This is a genomic window from Microbacterium sp. BH-3-3-3 (assembly GCF_001792815.1).
Taxonomy (GTDB): Bacteria; Actinomycetota; Actinomycetes; order Actinomycetales; family Microbacteriaceae; genus Microbacterium.
On record NZ_CP017674.1, the window covers coordinates 506,263 to 522,775 of the forward strand.

General features: G+C 70.7%; 20 protein-coding genes. 10 read left to right on the forward strand and 10 right to left on the reverse strand.

Going from position 1 to position 16,513, the window contains the following annotated elements:
• The first annotated feature begins 63 nt into the window (after positions 1-63).
• Complete coding sequence (locus tag BJP65_RS02385; protein ID WP_070408089.1) at positions 64-1,299, forward strand: NAD(P)/FAD-dependent oxidoreductase; 1,236 nt, start codon at positions 64-66, stop codon at positions 1,297-1,299.
• 32 nt (positions 1,300-1,331) lie between these two features.
• Here the strand turns inward: BJP65_RS02385 and BJP65_RS02390 are convergent, their stop codons facing one another.
• Positions 1,332-1,847 carry a GNAT family N-acetyltransferase gene (locus BJP65_RS02390; protein WP_181015966.1) on the reverse strand — a complete coding sequence of 172 codons (516 nt, stop codon included), beginning with the start codon at positions 1,845-1,847 and terminating at the stop codon, positions 1,332-1,334.
• Complete coding sequence (locus BJP65_RS16915; protein ID WP_258027516.1) at positions 1,844-3,568, reverse strand: membrane dipeptidase; 1,725 nt, start codon at positions 3,566-3,568, stop codon at positions 1,844-1,846. The genes BJP65_RS02390 and BJP65_RS16915 overlap by 4 nt, the downstream gene beginning before the upstream one ends.
• A gap of 86 nt (positions 3,569-3,654) precedes the next feature.
• Between BJP65_RS16915 and BJP65_RS02400 the strand changes: the two genes are divergently transcribed.
• The 3 genes from BJP65_RS02400 (at position 3,655) to BJP65_RS02410 (ending at position 5,946) form a co-directional block, all read left to right on the forward strand.
• Positions 3,655-4,488 (forward strand): glycosyltransferase family 2 protein, encoded by an 834-nt coding sequence (locus BJP65_RS02400; RefSeq protein ID WP_258027517.1) that lies wholly within the window; start codon positions 3,655-3,657, stop codon positions 4,486-4,488.
• Complete coding sequence (locus BJP65_RS02405; protein WP_083285666.1) at positions 4,488-5,318, forward strand: endonuclease/exonuclease/phosphatase family protein; 831 nt, start codon at positions 4,488-4,490, stop codon at positions 5,316-5,318. Before BJP65_RS02400 ends, BJP65_RS02405 begins: the two co-directional genes overlap by 1 nt.
• A gap of 97 nt (positions 5,319-5,415) precedes the next feature.
• Positions 5,416-5,946, forward strand: coding sequence for a hypothetical protein (locus BJP65_RS02410; RefSeq protein ID WP_258027518.1), 531 nt, complete (start codon positions 5,416-5,418; stop codon positions 5,944-5,946).
• Positions 5,947-5,991: 45 nt separating this feature from the next.
• On the opposite strand, the gene BJP65_RS02415 is transcribed toward BJP65_RS02410, so the two are convergent.
• The gene (locus BJP65_RS02415; protein ID WP_070408091.1) at positions 5,992-7,539 is read right to left on the reverse strand and encodes a catalase; all 1,548 of its coding nucleotides are present in this window, start codon (positions 7,537-7,539) and stop codon (positions 5,992-5,994) included.
• Positions 7,540-7,721: 182 nt separating this feature from the next.
• On the opposite strand from BJP65_RS02415, the gene BJP65_RS02420 reads away from it, so the two are divergent.
• The gene (locus tag BJP65_RS02420; RefSeq protein ID WP_070408092.1) at positions 7,722-7,937 is read left to right on the forward strand and encodes a DUF2945 domain-containing protein; all 216 of its coding nucleotides are present in this window, start codon (positions 7,722-7,724) and stop codon (positions 7,935-7,937) included.
• 151 nt (positions 7,938-8,088) lie between these two features.
• Here the strand turns inward: BJP65_RS02420 and BJP65_RS02425 are convergent, their stop codons facing one another.
• Both BJP65_RS02425 and BJP65_RS16205 read right to left on the reverse strand, forming a co-directional pair.
• Complete coding sequence (locus BJP65_RS02425) at positions 8,089-9,546, reverse strand: cryptochrome/photolyase family protein (RefSeq protein WP_070408093.1); 1,458 nt, start codon at positions 9,544-9,546, stop codon at positions 8,089-8,091.
• Positions 9,543-9,698: a DUF2256 domain-containing protein gene (locus BJP65_RS16205; protein WP_082509373.1), complete on the reverse strand. Its 156-nt coding sequence runs from the start codon at positions 9,696-9,698 to the stop codon at positions 9,543-9,545. Before BJP65_RS16205 ends, BJP65_RS02425 begins: the two co-directional genes overlap by 4 nt.
• Between BJP65_RS16205 and BJP65_RS02430 the strand changes: the two genes are divergently transcribed.
• On the forward strand, positions 9,697-9,945 hold the full coding sequence (locus BJP65_RS02430) for a hypothetical protein (RefSeq protein WP_083285669.1): 249 nt from the start codon (positions 9,697-9,699) through the stop codon (positions 9,943-9,945). The genes BJP65_RS16205 and BJP65_RS02430 overlap by 2 nt on opposite strands.
• A gap of 39 nt (positions 9,946-9,984) precedes the next feature.
• On the opposite strand, the gene BJP65_RS02435 is transcribed toward BJP65_RS02430, so the two are convergent.
• Both BJP65_RS02435 and BJP65_RS02440 read right to left on the reverse strand, forming a co-directional pair.
• The gene (locus BJP65_RS02435; RefSeq protein WP_055835696.1) at positions 9,985-10,476 is read right to left on the reverse strand and encodes a pyridoxamine 5'-phosphate oxidase family protein; all 492 of its coding nucleotides are present in this window, start codon (positions 10,474-10,476) and stop codon (positions 9,985-9,987) included.
• Between the two features lie 51 nt (positions 10,477-10,527).
• Entirely contained in the window at positions 10,528-10,884 is a 357-nt protein-coding gene (locus BJP65_RS02440) for a biopolymer transporter Tol (protein ID WP_070408095.1), read from the reverse strand.
• 529 nt (positions 10,885-11,413) lie between these two features.
• On the opposite strand from BJP65_RS02440, the gene BJP65_RS02445 reads away from it, so the two are divergent.
• Both BJP65_RS02445 and BJP65_RS02450 read left to right on the forward strand, forming a co-directional pair.
• Entirely contained in the window at positions 11,414-11,617 is a 204-nt protein-coding gene (locus BJP65_RS02445) for a cold-shock protein (protein WP_055835690.1), read from the forward strand.
• Positions 11,618-11,864: 247 nt separating this feature from the next.
• Positions 11,865-12,980, forward strand: a complete 1,116-nt coding sequence (locus BJP65_RS02450) for an acyl-CoA desaturase (protein WP_082509371.1) — start codon at positions 11,865-11,867, stop codon at positions 12,978-12,980.
• An 84-nt stretch (positions 12,981-13,064) separates the two neighbouring features.
• On the opposite strand, the gene BJP65_RS02455 is transcribed toward BJP65_RS02450, so the two are convergent.
• Positions 13,065-13,673: a M15 family metallopeptidase gene (locus BJP65_RS02455; RefSeq protein WP_083285670.1), complete on the reverse strand. Its 609-nt coding sequence runs from the start codon at positions 13,671-13,673 to the stop codon at positions 13,065-13,067.
• Positions 13,674-13,741: 68 nt separating this feature from the next.
• Positions 13,742-14,245, reverse strand: a complete 504-nt coding sequence (locus BJP65_RS02460) for a metallophosphoesterase (RefSeq protein WP_070408097.1) — start codon at positions 14,243-14,245, stop codon at positions 13,742-13,744.
• Positions 14,246-14,296: 51 nt separating this feature from the next.
• Between BJP65_RS02460 and BJP65_RS02465 the strand changes: the two genes are divergently transcribed.
• Together BJP65_RS02465 and BJP65_RS02470 are read left to right on the forward strand one after the other, a co-directional pair.
• Positions 14,297-14,965, forward strand: coding sequence for a response regulator transcription factor (locus tag BJP65_RS02465; protein ID WP_070408098.1), 669 nt, complete (start codon positions 14,297-14,299; stop codon positions 14,963-14,965).
• Positions 14,958-16,055, forward strand: coding sequence for a HAMP domain-containing sensor histidine kinase (locus BJP65_RS02470; RefSeq protein ID WP_070408099.1), 1,098 nt, complete (start codon positions 14,958-14,960; stop codon positions 16,053-16,055). Before BJP65_RS02465 ends, BJP65_RS02470 begins: the two co-directional genes overlap by 8 nt.
• Here the strand turns inward: BJP65_RS02470 and BJP65_RS02475 are convergent.
• On the reverse strand, positions 16,028-16,492 hold the full coding sequence (locus BJP65_RS02475) for a VanZ family protein (RefSeq protein WP_055835668.1): 465 nt from the start codon (positions 16,490-16,492) through the stop codon (positions 16,028-16,030). The two genes, BJP65_RS02470 and BJP65_RS02475, sit on opposite strands and share 28 nt — an antisense overlap.
• Between the last annotated feature and the right edge of the window lie 21 nt (positions 16,493-16,513).

Consider the following 16,513-nt stretch of genomic DNA (forward strand, 5'->3'; position numbering starts at 1 on the left):
GCCCTTATCATCGCGCACGGCAACCCCCGCTCCCCCCGGTAACGCGCTGCATAGGCTCGCCGGATGAGCGCATACGACGTCATCGTGGTGGGCGCGGGTCTGGCCGGGCTCCGCTGCGCGACCCACCTGGCCGAGTCCGGCCGCGACGTCGTCGTGCTCGAGGCCGGCGACACCGTCGGCGGACGAGAACGCACCGACGTCGTCGACGGGTTCCGCCTCGACCTCGGATTCCACGTGCTGAACCCGGCGTACCCGGCCGTGCGACGGTGGGTCGACGTCGAGGCCCTCGCCCTCCGGCGCTTCCCCGTCGCCGTCGGCGTGCGGCTCGACGACCGCCTCGCACGGCTCGCTCATCCGCTGCGCCACCCGCTGTCGCTCCCCGCGACGCTGTCGAGTGGACTCGTGCGACCCGCCGACCTCGTCGCCCTGGCACGCTGGGCGGCCCCGACCCTCGCCTCCGCCCGAGCCGCGAAGACCGGCCCCGACCGCGCGCTCGCCGAGGCGTGGGATCGCACCGGGCTCCGCGGCGCGCTGCGCGAGAGCGTGCTCGAGCCGTTCCTCGCCGGCGTTCTCGCCGACGATCGGCAGGAGACCTCCGACGCCTTCGTACGTCTTCTCATCCGCAGCTTCGCCCTCGGCCGCCCGGGCGTCCCCGCCGCGGGCATCGGCGCGCTTCCCGCGCAGCTCGCCGACACCGCCCGGCGTGCCGGGGCCGGCATCCGGCTGTCGCACCGGGTCGTCTCCACCCGCCGCCGCGCGCACGGCTGGCACGTGGGCGTCGAGGGCCACGAGGCCGTGACGGCGCGCGCCGTCGTCGTCGCCACCGGGCTCTCGCCCGACCTCGACGTCCCGCTCCCCCGCCCGCGGGGCCTGCAGACGTGGTGGTTCGCCGCCGACCGGGCGCCCAGCACCGACGCCGCCCTGCGCGTCGACGGACGCCGTCGCGGCCCGATCGTCAACACCGCGATCATGACGAACACCGCCCCCACGTACGCGCCGCGCGGGCAGCACCTCGTGCAGGCGACGTGCGTGATGCCGTCGGAGGCGTCGGAGGACGGCATCCGTCGCCAGCTCGCCGAGATCTGGGATGCCGACACCCGACCCTGGCGCCTGCTCCGCCGCGACGATGTCGTCGGCGCGCTCCCCGCGCAGGACCCGCCGCTGCGGCTACGTCGACCCGTCAGGCTCGACGACGGACGGTACATCGCGGGCGACCACCGCGACACCGCGTCGATCCAGGGCGCGCTGGTGTCGGGGCAGCGGGCCGCCGAAGCCGTGCTCGCAGACCTCGCCGGCTGAACGGGCACCCGGGCGGTCGGCGGAATGCCGTCTCAGACCGCTCCGGCGACCTCGCCGCGCGCCGCCAGCGCCGTCAGCGCCTCGCCGGTCACGCGACGCGTCGTCCACTCCTCCATCGCCTCGGCCCCGAGCGCGCGGTAGAAGCCGATGGCGGGCTCGTTCCAATCGAGCACGGTCCACTCCAGACGCGTGTACTGCTTCTCGAGGCACTCCGCGGCGAGCGCCGACAGCAGGGCGACGCCGTAGCCGTGCGAGCGGTACTGCTCGTGCACGTACAGGTCTTCGAGCCAGATGCCGTGGCGGCCGGTCCACGTGGAGTAGGTGAGGAACCAGATCGCGATGGCGCGGATGCCGTCGGGCCCCTCCACGACGAAGGCGAAGGCGCGGGGATCGTCGCCGAACAGGGTCTCGGCGATCATTCCGGCCGTGTTGTCGACGGCATCCGGCTCCTTCTCGTAGTCGGCCAGCGCCTGGATGCACGCCAGGATTCCGTTCTCGTCGCCGGCACGCGCGGCGCGCAGCACGGCGCCGTTTCGAAGGTCGGTCATGGGCGGGGCTCCCAGCTCTCGGCTGCGACCCGGCGGAAGTTGCCGCCGAGCACCGCAGCGACGTCGGTGTCGCTCCATCCTCGCGCCTGCAGCGCTGCGCCCAGGTCGACGAACGTCTCGGGCGGCATCCACTGCATCGGCCCCCACCGGGTGTAGCTCTCGTCGTACAGCTCGGGGGTCCCGGTGATCGTGGCGCGGAAGGTCTGCCAGTCGAACGAGAAGTCGGTGCTCACCCCGACGTGCCGGATGCCGACGACCTCGACGGCGTGATCGAGGTGGCGCACCATCGCCTCGAGGGTCGGGGTGTTGGGGCCGAGGAAGATCCCCACCCCCGTGATGCCCACCACTCCCCCGGTGTCGGCGACGGCTCGCGCCTGGTCGTCGGTGATGTTGCGCGGGTGCTCCCACACCGCACGCATGTTGGAGTGGCTGAAGACGACCGGTCGGGTCGAGACCGCGCACAGGTCGAACGTCGTCCGCGCACCGACGTGCGAGCCGTCGGGCACCATTCCGCGCGCGTTCATCTCGGCGACGAGGTCGCGTCCCCACCCGGTGAGACCGTCGTCGACCGCGTCTAAGCAGCCACCGCCGGCGCGGTTGGCGTGGTTGTAGGTCGGCGCCAGCGTGCGCACGCCCTGCGCGACGAGTCCCTCCACCGCGTCGAGGTCTCCGCCGAGCGGCGCGCAGTCCTCGAGGTCGAAGGCCACGGCGGTGTCGCCTCGCGCGGCGACGCGGTCGATGTCGGCGACCGTGGCGGCCAGCTCGAGCCCGTCGATCGCGGTCACCTGCGCCCGGAAGGAGCGGAGCAGGGATGCCGTGAGCGCGGGCGGATGGGGAGCGAAACCGACGTTGAGAGAGACGTATCCCCCGCCGCCGCCGCGGTAGCGGAGCAGTTCGCCGATGTCGGCCGTGTCGACGAGCTCGACGCAGGCGTGCTGGTCCCAGAGCATCTCAGTCGCCCGCCCGAGACACGCCCGCGGGAGCGATGGCCGCGCCCGCCGGGGCGAGCGCCGGGTCGACGGCCTCGCGCTCGTCGAAGACGAAGCACTCGCCGTTCCAGTGCGCACCTCCTTGGGCGGCGAACCACCCGAGGATGCCCCCGTCGAGCTGATAGGCGTCCAACCCCTCGTCGCGCAGGTACAGCGCCGCCTTCTCGCAGCGGATCCCCCGGTGCAGAAGCTCACCACCGTTTTGCCGGCGAGTTCGTCGCGGTGGGAGTCCGCCGCATCCGGGAACTGGGTGAAGCGCTCGATGCGCCAGTCCTTCGCGCCCGCGAAGGTGCCGTAGTCGACCTCGAACGCGTTGCGGGTGTCGACGAGCACGACCTCGCGGCCGTCGTCGTCGCTGCCCCGGTCCAGCCACCGGCGCAGGGTCTCGGGCGACACAGCGGGAGCCCGGCCGTCCTGCGGGCGCACCTCGGGGCGGTCCATGCGGATGATCTCGCGCTTGACCTTCACCAGGAGCCGCCCGAACGGCACGGTGTCCGACCAGCTGTCCTTCGTCTCGAGGGCGGCGAACCGCTCATCGGCGCGCAGCTGGTCGACGAAGGCACGCACGGCCTCCGGCGATCCGGCGAGGAAGAGGTTGATGCCCTCCTCGGCCAGCAGGATCGTTCCCCGCAGTCCCGCCGCCCCGGCCCGATCGCGGAGCGTCTCGCGCACGACCGCGGGATCGTCGATGCGCGTGAAGAGGTACGCCGAGACGTTGAGGACGGATGCCATGTCTCCAGCGTACGAAAGCGTCAACCCGGCGAACGCCCCTCGACGCATCGCTTAGCGTGGCAGGACGACCCCGTCTGGAGCTTGCCGTGCCCGAAAGATCCGCTGCGACGCCCGACATCGTGCAGCTCACCACCGTGTCGGTCGTCATCCCCGTTCTCGACGACGGACCGCACCTGCGGCGGTGTCTGCGCGCCCTCGCGGCCCAGACCACCGTCGCCGACGAGATCGTCGTCGTCGACAACGCCTCGACCGACGACAGCGCCGACATCGCCCGCGCCGCGGGTGCCCGCGTGGTGTTCTGCGGCGAGCGCGGCATTCCCGCCGCCGCCGCTGCCGGATACGACGCCGCCCACGGTGACCTGATCCTGCGTCTCGATGCCGACAGCATCCCCGAGCCCACGTGGGTGGCGAGCATGGTCGATGCTCTGAGCGACCCGGCGGTGGATGCCGTGACCGGCGGCGCCGTCTTCCACGACGGCCCCGTCGCCGGACGGGTGGCCCTGTCGCGCGCCTTCCTGGGCACATACGCCGCCTTCGCTTTCCCCGCGCTGGGCCACACGCCGCTCTGGGGGTCGAACATGGCGTTCCGGCGACGCGCGTGGAACGCGGTCCGCAGTGAGGTGCACGTGGATCCCGAGCTTCACGACGACCTCGATCTCGCGTACCACCTCGGCCGGCGTCACCGTATCCGCTTCGTCCCCGGCCGGCACATGCGGGTGTCGTCGCGCACGGTCGAGCCGCGCCGCTTCGTCCGCTGCTTCCGCCGCGGGGCGGGGACGGTGTTCGCGCACTGGCCGGGCGACCTCCCGCCCGCACGGTGGGCGCGGCTCGTGCGTCGACGTGCGACCCACGCCGGCCGCGCCCGCGAGGTCGGCGCGCCGGGTGAGTCGCGCGGCTCGCGCAGCGGGGCTGCTCGCTGATGGCCGGCATCCTGTTCCCGAACGTCGACGCACCCGACCTGCACGTCATGAGCTTCAACGTGCGACGCCGCTTCGAACGCCTCACGTGGCCGCCCGCCGACCGGTGGCCCCTGCGCAAGCAACGCCTGCGCACCTTCCTCGGCGCGAACCGCCCGCATCTGCTCGGCTCCCAGGAGGCGATGCCCGACCAGGCGCGCTGGGTGCAGGACTCGCTGGGCACGCGCTACGGACGGGTGGGCCTCGGTCGCGGCAAGGACCGCGGCGGCGAGGGCACGCCGCTGTTCTACGATCGCGACCGCATCGAGCTGGAGGACTGGGAGCAGGTCATGCTCTCCGACACCCCGACCGTGCCGGGTTCGACGGGGTGGGGCAACACCATCCCCCGCGTCGCGGTGATCGCGCAGCTGCGCGACCGCGCGACCGACGCGCGCTTCACCTTCGTCAACACCCACTTCGACGCGTTCTCACGACGAGCCCGCAAGCGCTCGGCCACGTGGCTGCACGACCTGGTCGCCGACCGCACGCGACCGCTGCTGTTCACCGCCGATGTCAACGCGCCCATCCGCTCCGACGAACTCGCCGCCATGTTCGCCGCGGGTCTGCTCGTCGACACCTGGTCGTACGCCCCCACACGACGGACCGCCGAGTGGGGCACCTTCAACAACTACGCGCGCCCGAAGCTCGGCGCTCGGCGCATCGACGCCGTGCTCGCGACCCCCGACGTCGGGGTGCGCGCCGTGGGCATCGACCCCCGGCCGACGGGGACGCAATGGCCGAGCGACCACCTGGCCGTGCAGGCCGTCGTGCGCATTCCCACCGGGGCGGCGTGATGGCGCACGGACGAGCTGTCGACACGAGGGAGGGGCACCCGTGATCCGGGCCATGTACGCCAACCTGAAGCGCCCGCCGCGAAGCGTCACGGATTGGGTGACCGATGCCGTCCGTGCGCTCGCCATCGTGCTCGTGATCGTCTCGCTGTTCACCCTGCCGTTCACGGACTTCGCCGTGCTGTCGATGTCGCTGCCCGCGGTGATGCTCTCGCGCATGATCGGCCTGCGTTCGGGCCTCGACCTCGTCACCTGCGTCACCGTGTTCGTCGCCGCCGGCAGCAACGTGCTCGAGCTGTATCGGGCATGGACGGGGTGGGATCTCGTCGTTCACCTCGCCTGCACCGGTCTGCTCGCCGCCGTCGCCCTCGTGCTGCTCGACGACGCCGGAGTCGTCGCGCCGACCGGGCGTCGCCGCACGCCGATCGTCGTCGCCACCCTCGCGGGCCTCGCGCTCAGCGCCGGGTGGGAGATGATCGAGTGGTTCGGCTACCGCTTCATCACCGACGCGATCTTCGTCACCTACGACGACACCATCGGCGACATGATCGCGGGCGGGGCGGGAGCGCTCATCGCCGGGGTGCTGGCATCCCGGTTCCGGCTGACGCGCGACGAGCGCGCGCCGCTCTGAGCGACGAACCGGCGACACCCCGCGGGGCGCCGCCGGTCGCCGACCTCAGATCTTCCCCGCCACGTCCGTTCCGACGAGGTCGCCGTCGGGGTTCGGCTCACTCAACTGCTCGCCGGGCGCGGTCGAACCCTCGAGCGGGGGCAGCGCGGCCTCGACGCGGGAGCCGATCTCGGCATCCACGTTCTTCCAGTACTGCACGGCGCGCTCGCGCACCTCGGCGCGGGTCACTCCCCCGACGTGCCCGGTGATCGTCTCGACGAGACGGTCGCGCTGCTCGGCCGACATGACATCGCGCACCAATGTGCCGGCCTGACCCCAGTCGTCGTCTTCGGGGTGCAGGGTGGCCGCCGAGCGGACGAGGTCGCCGTCGCTCTGCCAGCCGCCGTCGCCCGCGCGGCGCGGGTCGGCCGCGGGGCCTCCGACCGAGTTGGGCGCGTACACGGGCACCTCGGGCGGGTTGTACTCGTAGCGCATCGCGCCTTCCTTCGAGTACGAGTGCACCTCGGTGTGCGGCCGGTTGACCGGCAGCTGCTGGTAGTTGGTTCCCACGCGGTAGCGGTGCGCGTCGGCGTAGCTGAAGATGCGGGCCTGCAGCATCTTGTCGGGGCTGCCGTCGATGCCGGGCACGAAGTTCGACGGCTCGAAGGCCGCCTGCTCGATCTCGGCGAAGTAATTGCCCGGATTGCGGTTCAGCTCCATCGTGCCGACCTCGATCTCGGGGTAGTCGCTGTGCGGCCACACCTTGGTCAGGTCGAAGGGGTTGAATCGGTACGTCTTGGCATCGTCGTACGGCATGATCTGCACCTTGAGCGTCCACGTCGGGAACTCGGCCCGCTCGATCGCGGCGTAGAGATCGCGAATGTGGAAGTCGGCGTCTTGACCGGCGATCTGGTCGGCCTCGTCTTGCGTGAGCGTCTTGTGGCCCAGGTCGGTGTGGAAGTGGTACTTGACCCAGAACCGCTCCCCCTCGGCGTTGATCCACTGGTACGTGTGCGAGCCGTAGCCGTTCATGTGACGCCACGATGCCGGGATGCCGCGGTCGCCCATCAGCCAGGTCACCTGGTGGGCGCTCTCGGGAGACAGCGTCCAGAAGTCCCACTGCATCGTGTTGTCGCGCAGGTGGCTGCCCGGCAGGCGCTTCTGCGAGCGGATGAAGTCGGGGAACTTGATGCCGTCCTTCACGAAGAAGACCGGGGTGTTGTTGCCGACGAGGTCGTAGTTGCCCTCGGTCGTGTAGAACTTCAGCGAGAAGCCGCGCGGATCGCGCCAGGTGTCGGGGCTGCCCTGCTCGCCGGCGACCGACGAGAAACGGGCGAGCATCTCGGTCTCGACGCCGGGCTGGAACAGAGCGGCGCGCGTGTAGGCCGACACGTCGCCGGTGGTGCGGAACGTGCCGAACGCTCCGCCGCCCTTGGCGTGCACCACGCGCTCCGGCACCCGCTCGCGGTTGAACTGCGCGAGCTTCTCGATGAGGTAGTGGTCGGTGAGGGCGACGGAGCCGTCGGCTCCGACGCTCTGCGAGTGTTCGTCACTGGCGACCGGGGCGCCGTTGTTGGCGGTGGTCGGGCTCTGCGGGGTGGTCGGCTCGGTCATGGCTCTCCTGACGTCGTGGGCCGCGAAACGAAGGCCCACCTCGACGCTACGCAGGGGCTCCGACATCACTCGGGCATTGCGGTTGCGCGCCCGACCACGTAGTGGGTGCAGCCGGTGTCAATCCCCCGAGCGCGCCCTCGCGCTGCCGAGAGCATGAGCGCACACGAACGGAAGGACGCACCATGTCGAAGGATCTGTCGAAGGGCGACCGGGTCAGCTGGGGCACCCCGCAGGGGCGCACGCAGGGCGAGGTCGTCGAGAAGAAGACGAAGGACTTCGAGCACGACGGCCAGAAGTTCACGGCATCCGATGACGAACCGGCCTACATCGTGAAGTCCGAGAAGTCGGGCGCGAAGGCCGCACACAAGGGTTCGACGCTGAACAAGCTCAAGGGCTGACCGGGCTTAGGTGCCGAACTCCTGAGTTTCGGGCGGCCGGGCGCGGGGATCACCGCAACGCGGCGCGGACGCGCGAAAACTCAGGAGTTCGGCGCGCGGCGCCGACGGCTTCGCCGACCGCCGACGAGAGCGCGGCGCCCGAGGGACCGCCCTACCCCTTCGCGTCGCGCCGCTTTCGCATCTGGGCCAGTGCGAGGCTCAACCGGTGGTTGCCGGCCAGCACGTCCTCGTGGCGTTCGAGGAACGCCCAGTACGCCTCGGTGAACACGGAGTCCTTGGCATCCGCCGCCGACGGCCACCACGAGCCCATCTTCTGCAGGTACGCCCCGCCCGACACGTACGGCTTGGTCGCGACGAAACCGCCGTCGGCGAACTGGCTCATCCCCATGACGTTGGGCACCATGACCCAGTCGTACGCGTCGACGAACAGGGCCAGGAACCAGTCGTTCACCTGTCGCGGGGCGTAGCCCTGCAGCAGGAACCAGTTGCCGAGCACCATCAGCCGCTCGATGTGGTGCGCGTAGCCCCACCGGTGCACGCGTTCGAGCACCGTGCGCACCGGGATCGGCAGGGTGCTCGGCATCCGTTGCGCGGTGTACCAGTACTTCTCGATGCGCTGCTCGAGGTGCAGCGCGTTGACGTGCTCCAGCTTCGGGTGCGCCCGGTACATGCCGCGCATGTACTCGCGCCATCCGATCACCTGGCGGATGAACCCCTCGACGGATGCCAGCGGGGCATCGGTCCGCGTCGCTGCGGCGACCACCTCCTCGACGGTGAGCAGGCCAATGTTCAGCATCGGCGAGATGATCGCGTGGAAGAGGAAGGGCTCGTCGGCCCTCATGGCGTCCTCGTACCGGCCGAAGTCGTTCAGGCGCTCGGCGACGAACACGTCGAGCCACTGCCTCGACTGCTCCGGCGTGACCGGCAGCCAGAACTCCCCCGCCGCGCCGGGCTGGTCGGGGAAGAGCTCGTCGACCTCGGCGATGACCTCCCGGGTGATGTCATCATGCTCGGGCTGCGGCAGTGCCGGGATCTCGACCCCCTTCTTGGGCAGCGGCTTGCGGTTGTCGGCGTCGAAGTTCCAGCGGCGCCCCGCGGGCTTCCCCCCGTCCATCAGGATGCCGGTGCGCCGGCGCTGCCAGTGGTAGAAGTCCTCCATGAGCGGCGTCGGGTGCTCGGCGAACCACTGGTCGAGCTCGTCTTCGGGGGTGAGGAACAGCCCATCCGAGAGGATGTCGGTGTCGACTCCCCGCTTCTCGCACAGACGGGCGATGCGATCGTCGACCGGGCGGTTCGGGTCGCTCATCCACCGCAGCGTCCCGACGCCGTGATCGTCGAGCAGCCGCGTCAGGCCGGCCGCGAACCCGAGATCGTCGCGCAGCGTGATCCGGCGCACGGTGCGCCCCTCGGACTCGAGCCGTGCGGCGGTGTGCCGCATAGCCGACACGAGCAGCACGATCTTGTGCCGGTGATAAGGGAGCTTCCGGAACCTCGGGGCGGATTCGATGAAGAAGAACTCGTCGACGTCATCGTCGGCGTAGGCGGGGTGCTCCTCGAACTGCTGCGTCGCCAGGATGAGCGCCGCGGTGATATTCGTCGACGCACTCACGCGCTCCTCCGAGCGGCGGCGGCCTTGGCTCGGCATCCGCGCGAGCAGTAGAGCACCTGATCCCACTGATCGCGTCCGCTCCAGCGCTTGCGGTCGGTGAAGGGTCGGCCGCAGAACGCGCAGGGCTTGGAGCGCACCTCGGGTCGTGACATGCCGACATCGTCGCAAGACCCGACGGTTCACCCCGGGGGCTTGCGCCTGCACACGGGCACGGTCCGCGCAATCCCCGCGCGCGATGACGACGGGCCGTGGTCGGGTGTCGGCATGAACTCGACACCCGACCACAGCCACGACGACACCGCCGATCAGCCCGACGAACTCGAGACGGCGGACGCCCCCGAGATCCCCGACACCACCGACGGCGACGACGCGCCGGTCGACAACCCCTCGGGCGGCTGAGCCGGCGCCCTCGCCCGGCGAGCCGCTGTGGGGGTGCTCTCAGTCGGTCAGGTCGAACGTCTCGTTCTCGCCGCCCCGAGGACGTTCGCCGGTGACCTTCGACGTCACCAGGGCCACCGCCGTGGCGATGCGACCGCCCGCACTCCCCCAGTACTCGCCGGTCAACGCCGACACCTTCAGCAGCGTCACACCGGGCGACTCGGGCCCCTCCGGGAACCACGCCTCGACGCTGGTCGACCACAGCTCCTTGAGCTTGGCCAGGTCGTCCACCACCTCGCCCTCACCGGCGAGCGAGAGCCAGAGACCGTCGGAGCTGAACGACAGGCCCACCTTCGGGTCGCGCCGCACGTGCTCGACGGCCGACGCGTGCGTCCCCACGATGAACCACAGGTCACCGTCGGACTCGGTCTCCTGCACCGTGAGCGGGTGGGCATGCAGGTCGCCACCCTCGGCCCGCGTGGTGACCATCGCGAAACGGAACTTCTTGAGCAGATCGTTGAGCTTCTCGAGCTCGGACGGAGTGGAGGACATGACGGTTCCTTTCTTCGGAACTCTCAGCAGACCCCGACGGCGCGCGGCACGCTACGGATTGACCTCGCCGCCGGCATCTGCTCCCGAGGCGGGCGGTGCGAGCCCGTCGAGCTCCTCGACGGCGTCGGTCGCGCGACCGATGCGCGCGCCGACCTCCTCGTCCCACCAGCGCGGGCCGCGCTCTCCGAGGCCCGTCTTCGCCAGGCCCACCCGACGGCGCGCCGAGGCGACCGCGGCGTCGTCGCCCGCGCGCTTTCCGGTGCGCACGGCGGAGCGCGCCCGGCCTAGATGCGAACGCAGACGTGCGGCGAGGTCGTCGGGCAGGGCGGGGTCGGTACGCCGCCAGCGACGGCCGTCGATCACGAGCCACCGTTCGTCGTCGGAGGGGGAAGGATCGCCGGATGCCATGACTCCAGTGCACACGTTCGACGCCGTCAGCATCCTCTTGGGCACAGAACCGGTATCCGTGATAACGTGGAGGCATTAATTCTGGGACTTGCTTCATGGACGACCGCCTCATCGCAGAGATGCCGGGCGCACAGCGCCGAGCCGTGAGTGACAGCATTCCCTCCCCCTACCATCGCGTGCCTCGCTCGACGGCTTCGGTCCTCGCCTCGCACTCGCGGAAAGTTTCTGTGTCCTTGCTTCACCTTTCGCCACTATCGTGGCGCCAGGCCGATCTCGACGTCTTCGTCGCGATGGCCGGATCCGACTACGCCGGTTTCGTCGGCGCGGGCACCTCGGGCTTCGAAGCCCAGGGTCCGCTCGGCGAGAATCTCGGTGTCCACACGTCCGTCGACGCGGCTCAGGCCGCCGTCAACAGGCATCGCGTACGAGCCACCAGTACGGTGACTCGGCGTAACCCGTCCGCTCCGCACGCGCCGGAGCGGCGCCCACGGCCGCGACTGCGGCCCAACATGAATAAAGGAAGAACACGATGGCCACTGGCACCGTGAAATGGTTCAACTCCGAAAAGGGCTACGGCTTCATCGCTCCCGATGACGGCTCCGCCGACCTGTTCGCGCACTTCAGCGCGATCCAGGGCAACGGCTTCAAGGAGCTGCAGGAAGCGCAGAAGGTCGAATTCGACGCCGAGCAGGGCCCCAAGGGCATGCAGGCTGCGAACATCCAGCCCCTCTAAGCTCCGCTTACCTCGGAAGCCGGGACCCGTCGCCTCGCGACGGACCCGGCTTTCGTCGTTCCCGGGCGGACGTCGGCGACCTTCGCGGCCGCGCCGGCGTCGACTCCCTCTCTTCGCATTTCCCGTGAGCCTCCTGCACATGTGGATGTATTCCGAACGGCCCATACGGTCCCCCGTAGTGTGATCCTCAGACCGGGGTATCCACCTCGGCTCCCGACCACGGTCAACCCGATTAGAGGAGCAGTCCATCGCCTCCACCATCGTCGAGTCCCGCCTCGGCCCCGTTCGTCAGACGTACTCCGGCACCACCGAATTCCCCCCGATCGCGAAGGCCTACACAGAGTTGTCGTCGGTCGTCCGCGAGAGCGGCCTCCTGGCCCGCACCCCCCGGTTCTACCTCGTGGTGGGCATTGCGATCACCCTCGGGTTCGCCGCCACCATCACCGGTTCCATTCTTCTGGGTGACAGCTGGTTCCAGCTTCTGATCGCCGCGGCACTCGGCATCCTGTTCACCCAGGTCGCATTCCTCGCCCACGAGGCGAACCACCGCCAGATCCTGGCATCCGGTCCCGCGAACGACCGGTTGGCACTGTGGATCGGCAACGGCATCGTCGGCATGAGCCAGTCGTGGTGGGCGTCCAAGCACACGCGGCACCACGCCAACCCGAACCGCGTCGGCAAAGACCCCGACATCGAGATCGACACGATCTCGTTCCTCGACGAAGACGCCGCCAAGGCCCGCGGCATCCAGCGCTGGATCACCCGGCGACAGGGATGGCTGTTCTTCCCCCTGCTCACGCTCGAGGGCCTGAACCTGCACGCCCTCGCCTTCCGCCACCTGTTCTCTCGTCAAGAGGTCAAGGGCCGCTGGCGCGAGTTGGCTCTGCTGGCCGTGCGCCACGCGCTGGTGCTGACGCCCATCTTCGTGTTCCTGCCCCTCGGCATGGCGTTCGCCTTCCTGGGTGTGCAGCTCGCCGTCTTCGGCGTGTACATGGGAGCGTCCTTCGCACCCAACCACAAGGGCATGGCCGTCATCGAACCCGGAGCGAAGCTGGACTTCTTCAGCAAGCAGGTGCGCACCTCGCGCAACATCTCCGGCGGCTGGTGGGCCACCTGGCTCATGGGCGGTCTGAACTACCAGATCGAGCACCACCTGTTCCCGAACATGGCCCGCCCGCAGCTCAGCCGCGCCCGCGCCATCGTGCGCGAGCACTGCCAGACCCTCGGTGTGCCCTACGTCGAGACGACCCTGCTGCAGTCCTACGGAATCGTCATCCGCTACCTCAACGAAGTCGGACTCGCGGCCCGCGACCCGTTCGACTGCCCGCTGACCGGCTCGTCGCGTCACCTCGCGGTCAAGTAGCAGCACGCAGCACCACGACGGCGCCGCCCCCTCCGGGGGACGGCGCCGTCGCTGTATCACCCGCGTGCCGTCACCCGCGGGCTCTCACCCGCGGGCGTCGATGCGCGGCTCGGGGCAGTCCTCCCCGTCGCGGGTCGCGCGTTCGAAATGCCACCGCTCGTTCGCATACGTCTGGCAGAGCCCCCACGCGCGACCGTGCTCGATGAGCCACAGCTGCGCGTCGAGCGAGCCGATGTCCACGGCCCGGCCCGTCACATGACTCGACCGCTCGGGCGTGGCCACGAGCTCACGCACCGTCTCTTCACTGCCGGAGGTGGCGATCGCGTCGGCCAACAGCCACCGTTGATAATCGGCGCTGCGCCACCCGCTCGTGATGTCGAAGGTGACGCCGTCGTCGAGGGCGGCGACCTGCGCCGCGCGCAGGGCCTCACGCAGACCGTCGTCGAGGCGCACCATCGCGGGATGTTCGTCTTCGTCGACGCTCAGCGGGAGTGCCGCGTCGACGACGCCGTCGTCGATCGTGGGGGCGGATCCCGTCGCCGCGAGCACGCCCGAGGTGAACGAGATGGCCGTCGTCGAGGCGGCCAGGGTGATCGCCGCCGTAAGAACGACGACGAGGCCACCGCCGATGGTGAGCAGCGCCAGACGGCGTCGGTGTCGAGAAGAAGCGGGAGCAGAGGTCGGAGGTGCCATGCACCCAGTCGAGCGTCCGCCGCGTTGCAGGATCGTATGCGACGACGCATACGCCGCCGATACCGCGTTCAGTCGCGCGACACCTCGTGCAGCTCGACGTCGTGCACCCCGGAGTCGGCGAGGGTCAGCGTCATCACCGTGCACGCCGGCTGACGCCGCCGGTCGGTGGGCGACCCGGGGTTGAGCAGTCGTAGGCCTCGCGGAGTCACGGTGTCCCAGGGGATGTGGCTGTGCCCGAACACCAGCAGATCGGTGTCGGGGAACGCCGCGTCCATTCGCCGCTCGCGCCCCGCCGCCGCGCCCGTCTCGTGCACCACGGCGACGCGCACGCCCTCGACGTCGGCGCGGGCGACCTCGGGCAGACGCGCCCGCAGGTCGTCGCCGTCGTTGTTGCCCCACACGCCGAGGACCGGTCCGAGGGCGCTCAGCTCGTCGAGGACCGCCGCCTCGACCCAGTCGCCCGCGTGCACGATGAGGTCGACTCCGGATGCCGCCCGCCGCACGGCATCCGGAAGCACGCGCGCCCGCTTCGGCACGTGGGTGTCGGCCAGCAGGAGGAGTCGCGTCGCCATGCCCCCACGCTACATACGCCCGCGATACACCGGTCGGCCTACGATCGCGGTATGCGTGTGCTGATCGTCGAGGACGAGCCCTACCTCGCCGAAGCGATCCGCGATGGTCTGCGGCTCGAGGCGATCGCGGCCGACATCGCCGGCGACGGCGACACCGCCCTGGAACTGCTCGGGTACACCGCCTACGACGTCGTCGTGCTGGACCGCGACATCCCCGGCCCGAACGGCGACGAGATCGCGCGCGAGCTCTCGGCTCGGCCGGCGGCCCCGCGCGTGCTCATGCTCACCGCCGCCGACCGACTCGACGACAAGGCCCGCGGGTTCGAGAGCGGCGCCGACGACTACCTCACCAAGCCCTTCGTGCTCAAGGAGCTCGTGCTGCGCCTGCGCGCCCTCGCCCGGCGCCCCGCGGCCGGGACTCCCCCGGTGCTCGAGCGCGACGGCATCCGCCTGGACCCCTTCCGGCGCGAGGTCTACCGCGACGGACGCTACGTGTCTCTCACCCGCAAGCAGTTCGCGGTGCTCGAGGTGCTGCTGGCCGCGGCCGGCGGGGTCGTGAGCACCGAGACGCTGCTCGAACGCGCGTGGGACGAGAACGCCGATCCCTTCACCAACGCCGTCCGCATCACGATCTCGACGTTGCGCAAACGGCTCGGCGAGCCGTGGCTGATCCAGACGGTCGCCGGGGTGGGCTACCGCGTCGGGTCCGCCGATGAGTGAGCGCCCGGCGGGACTCTCGGTCCGGCTCAAGCTCACTCTCAGCTACGCGGCCTTCGTCGTGGTCGTGGGCGTGGCGGTGTTCGTGCTGGGCTTCCTCGTGCTGCGGTTCCTGCCCGAGGGCAACCTCTCGTCCGAGAGCGGGGCCTTCACCCCCGGCCGGCGCGATCTGGTCGAGGCGTTCGTGCGATACGCCTGGTACACCGTGATCGGGCTCGCGGCCCTCGGCCTCGGCGGCGGATGGTTCGTGGCCGGTCTCATGCTGCGCCCGCTGACGCGCATCACGGACGCTGCCCGTGCCGTGCGCGACGGAGACCTGCAACACCGCGCGGCGCTGCCCGGGCGCCGCGACGAACTCACCGATCTCGCCGACACCTTCGACGCGATGCTCACCCGCGTGGGCGAGACCCTCGACGAGGAGAAGCGCTTCGCGGCCAACGCGTCGCACGAGCTGCGCACCCCGCACGCCACGATGCGCACGCTGCTCGAAGTGGCGCACGCCGATCCCGCGGGCGTCGATCTGCCGACACTTCTGCACCGCCTCGAGGTCACCAACGAACGCGCCATCGACCTCACCGAGGCGCTCCTCGATCTCGCGCGGGTCGACCTCGCGGTCGCCGGACGAGCCGGTGAACGGCCGCGGCACACGACCGATGTCGGAGCCCTGGTCACCGCGGCGGTCGACGACGAACGCGACGCGGCCGCCGCCGCCGGCATCGATCTCGCCGTCCCTGCCGCGACGGGCGTCGTGGCGCGCGTCGATGCGACCCTGGTCCGCCAGGCGGTGGGGAATCTCGTCTGCAACGCCGTCGTGCACAACGTCGCCGGCGGTTGGGTGCGGATCGCGGTGGGCGGCGACGAGACCGACGTCATCGTCGACGTCGCGAACTCCGGAGCCCCGCTCGCACGCGAACTCGTCGCCACGCTCGCCGAGCCCTTCGTGCGGGGAGCGGGTCGCACCCGTGGCCGGTCCGACGGAACGGGTCTCGGACTCGCCATCGTCGCCTCGGTCGCCCGGGCGCACCGGGGCCGGCTCGAGCTGTGGCCGAGGGCGGACGGCGGGCTTCACGCCCGTCTGCGGCTGCCACGCTGAGCCGACCCGCGATCCCCGCGGAACATCACCCGCGCGAAGACCACGACGACCGTGCCGACCAGGGCGCCGGCGGCGTTCGCCACCACGTCGCCCGGATCCGACACGCGACCGGGCAGCACCGTCTGCGCGACCTCCACCGTGAGCGACACCGCGGCCGCCACGAGGACGGATGCCGGAGACCATCGCAGCGGCAGCAGGAGCGCGAGCGCGGCGCCGAGCGGCACGAAGAACGCGATGTTGAGCGCGGTGTCGGCGTTGCCGCCGAGCAGCAGGTCGTTCCACCGCGGCGGGAGGTGGTCGAGCGCATCGAGGACGAGCGTGCGCGCGGGCCAGGCGACGGCCCGCGGAGCGAGCGTCAGCCCCGCCACGACGGTGAGCACGGCGGTGGCGAGCAGGATGCGCGCGGTGGTCGGAGAGGGCGCAGAGCGATCGGACACGGGAACCTCCAGCAGAACGGG

Excerpts from the sequence above, each read along its gene's own strand:
- BJP65_RS02385 (WP_070408089.1), top strand. The coding sequence starts at position 64 with ATGAGCGCATACGACGTCATCGTGGTGGGCGCGGGTCTGGCCGGGCTC.
- BJP65_RS02390 (WP_181015966.1), bottom strand. The coding sequence starts at position 1,847 with ATGACCGACCTTCGAAACGGCGCCGTGCTGCGCGCCGCGCGTGCCGGC.
- BJP65_RS16915 (WP_258027516.1), bottom strand. The coding sequence starts at position 3,568 with ATGGCATCCGTCCTCAACGTCTCGGCGTACCTCTTCACGCGCATCGAC.
- BJP65_RS02405 (WP_083285666.1), top strand. The coding sequence starts at position 4,488 with ATGGCCGGCATCCTGTTCCCGAACGTCGACGCACCCGACCTGCACGTC.
- BJP65_RS02415 (WP_070408091.1), bottom strand. The coding sequence starts at position 7,539 with ATGACCGAGCCGACCACCCCGCAGAGCCCGACCACCGCCAACAACGGC.
- BJP65_RS02420 (WP_070408092.1), top strand. The coding sequence starts at position 7,722 with ATGTCGAAGGATCTGTCGAAGGGCGACCGGGTCAGCTGGGGCACCCCG.
- BJP65_RS02430 (WP_083285669.1), top strand. The coding sequence starts at position 9,697 with ATGCCGACATCGTCGCAAGACCCGACGGTTCACCCCGGGGGCTTGCGC.
- BJP65_RS16205 (WP_082509373.1), bottom strand. The coding sequence starts at position 9,698 with ATGTCACGACCCGAGGTGCGCTCCAAGCCCTGCGCGTTCTGCGGCCGA.
- BJP65_RS02435 (WP_055835696.1), bottom strand. The coding sequence starts at position 10,476 with ATGTCCTCCACTCCGTCCGAGCTCGAGAAGCTCAACGATCTGCTCAAG.
- BJP65_RS02440 (WP_070408095.1), bottom strand. The coding sequence starts at position 10,884 with ATGGCATCCGGCGATCCTTCCCCCTCCGACGACGAACGGTGGCTCGTG.
- BJP65_RS02445 (WP_055835690.1), top strand. The coding sequence starts at position 11,414 with ATGGCCACTGGCACCGTGAAATGGTTCAACTCCGAAAAGGGCTACGGC.
- BJP65_RS02455 (WP_083285670.1), bottom strand. The coding sequence starts at position 13,673 with ATGGCACCTCCGACCTCTGCTCCCGCTTCTTCTCGACACCGACGCCGT.
- BJP65_RS02460 (WP_070408097.1), bottom strand. The coding sequence starts at position 14,245 with ATGGCGACGCGACTCCTCCTGCTGGCCGACACCCACGTGCCGAAGCGG.
- BJP65_RS02465 (WP_070408098.1), top strand. The coding sequence starts at position 14,297 with ATGCGTGTGCTGATCGTCGAGGACGAGCCCTACCTCGCCGAAGCGATC.
- BJP65_RS02470 (WP_070408099.1), top strand. The coding sequence starts at position 14,958 with ATGAGTGAGCGCCCGGCGGGACTCTCGGTCCGGCTCAAGCTCACTCTC.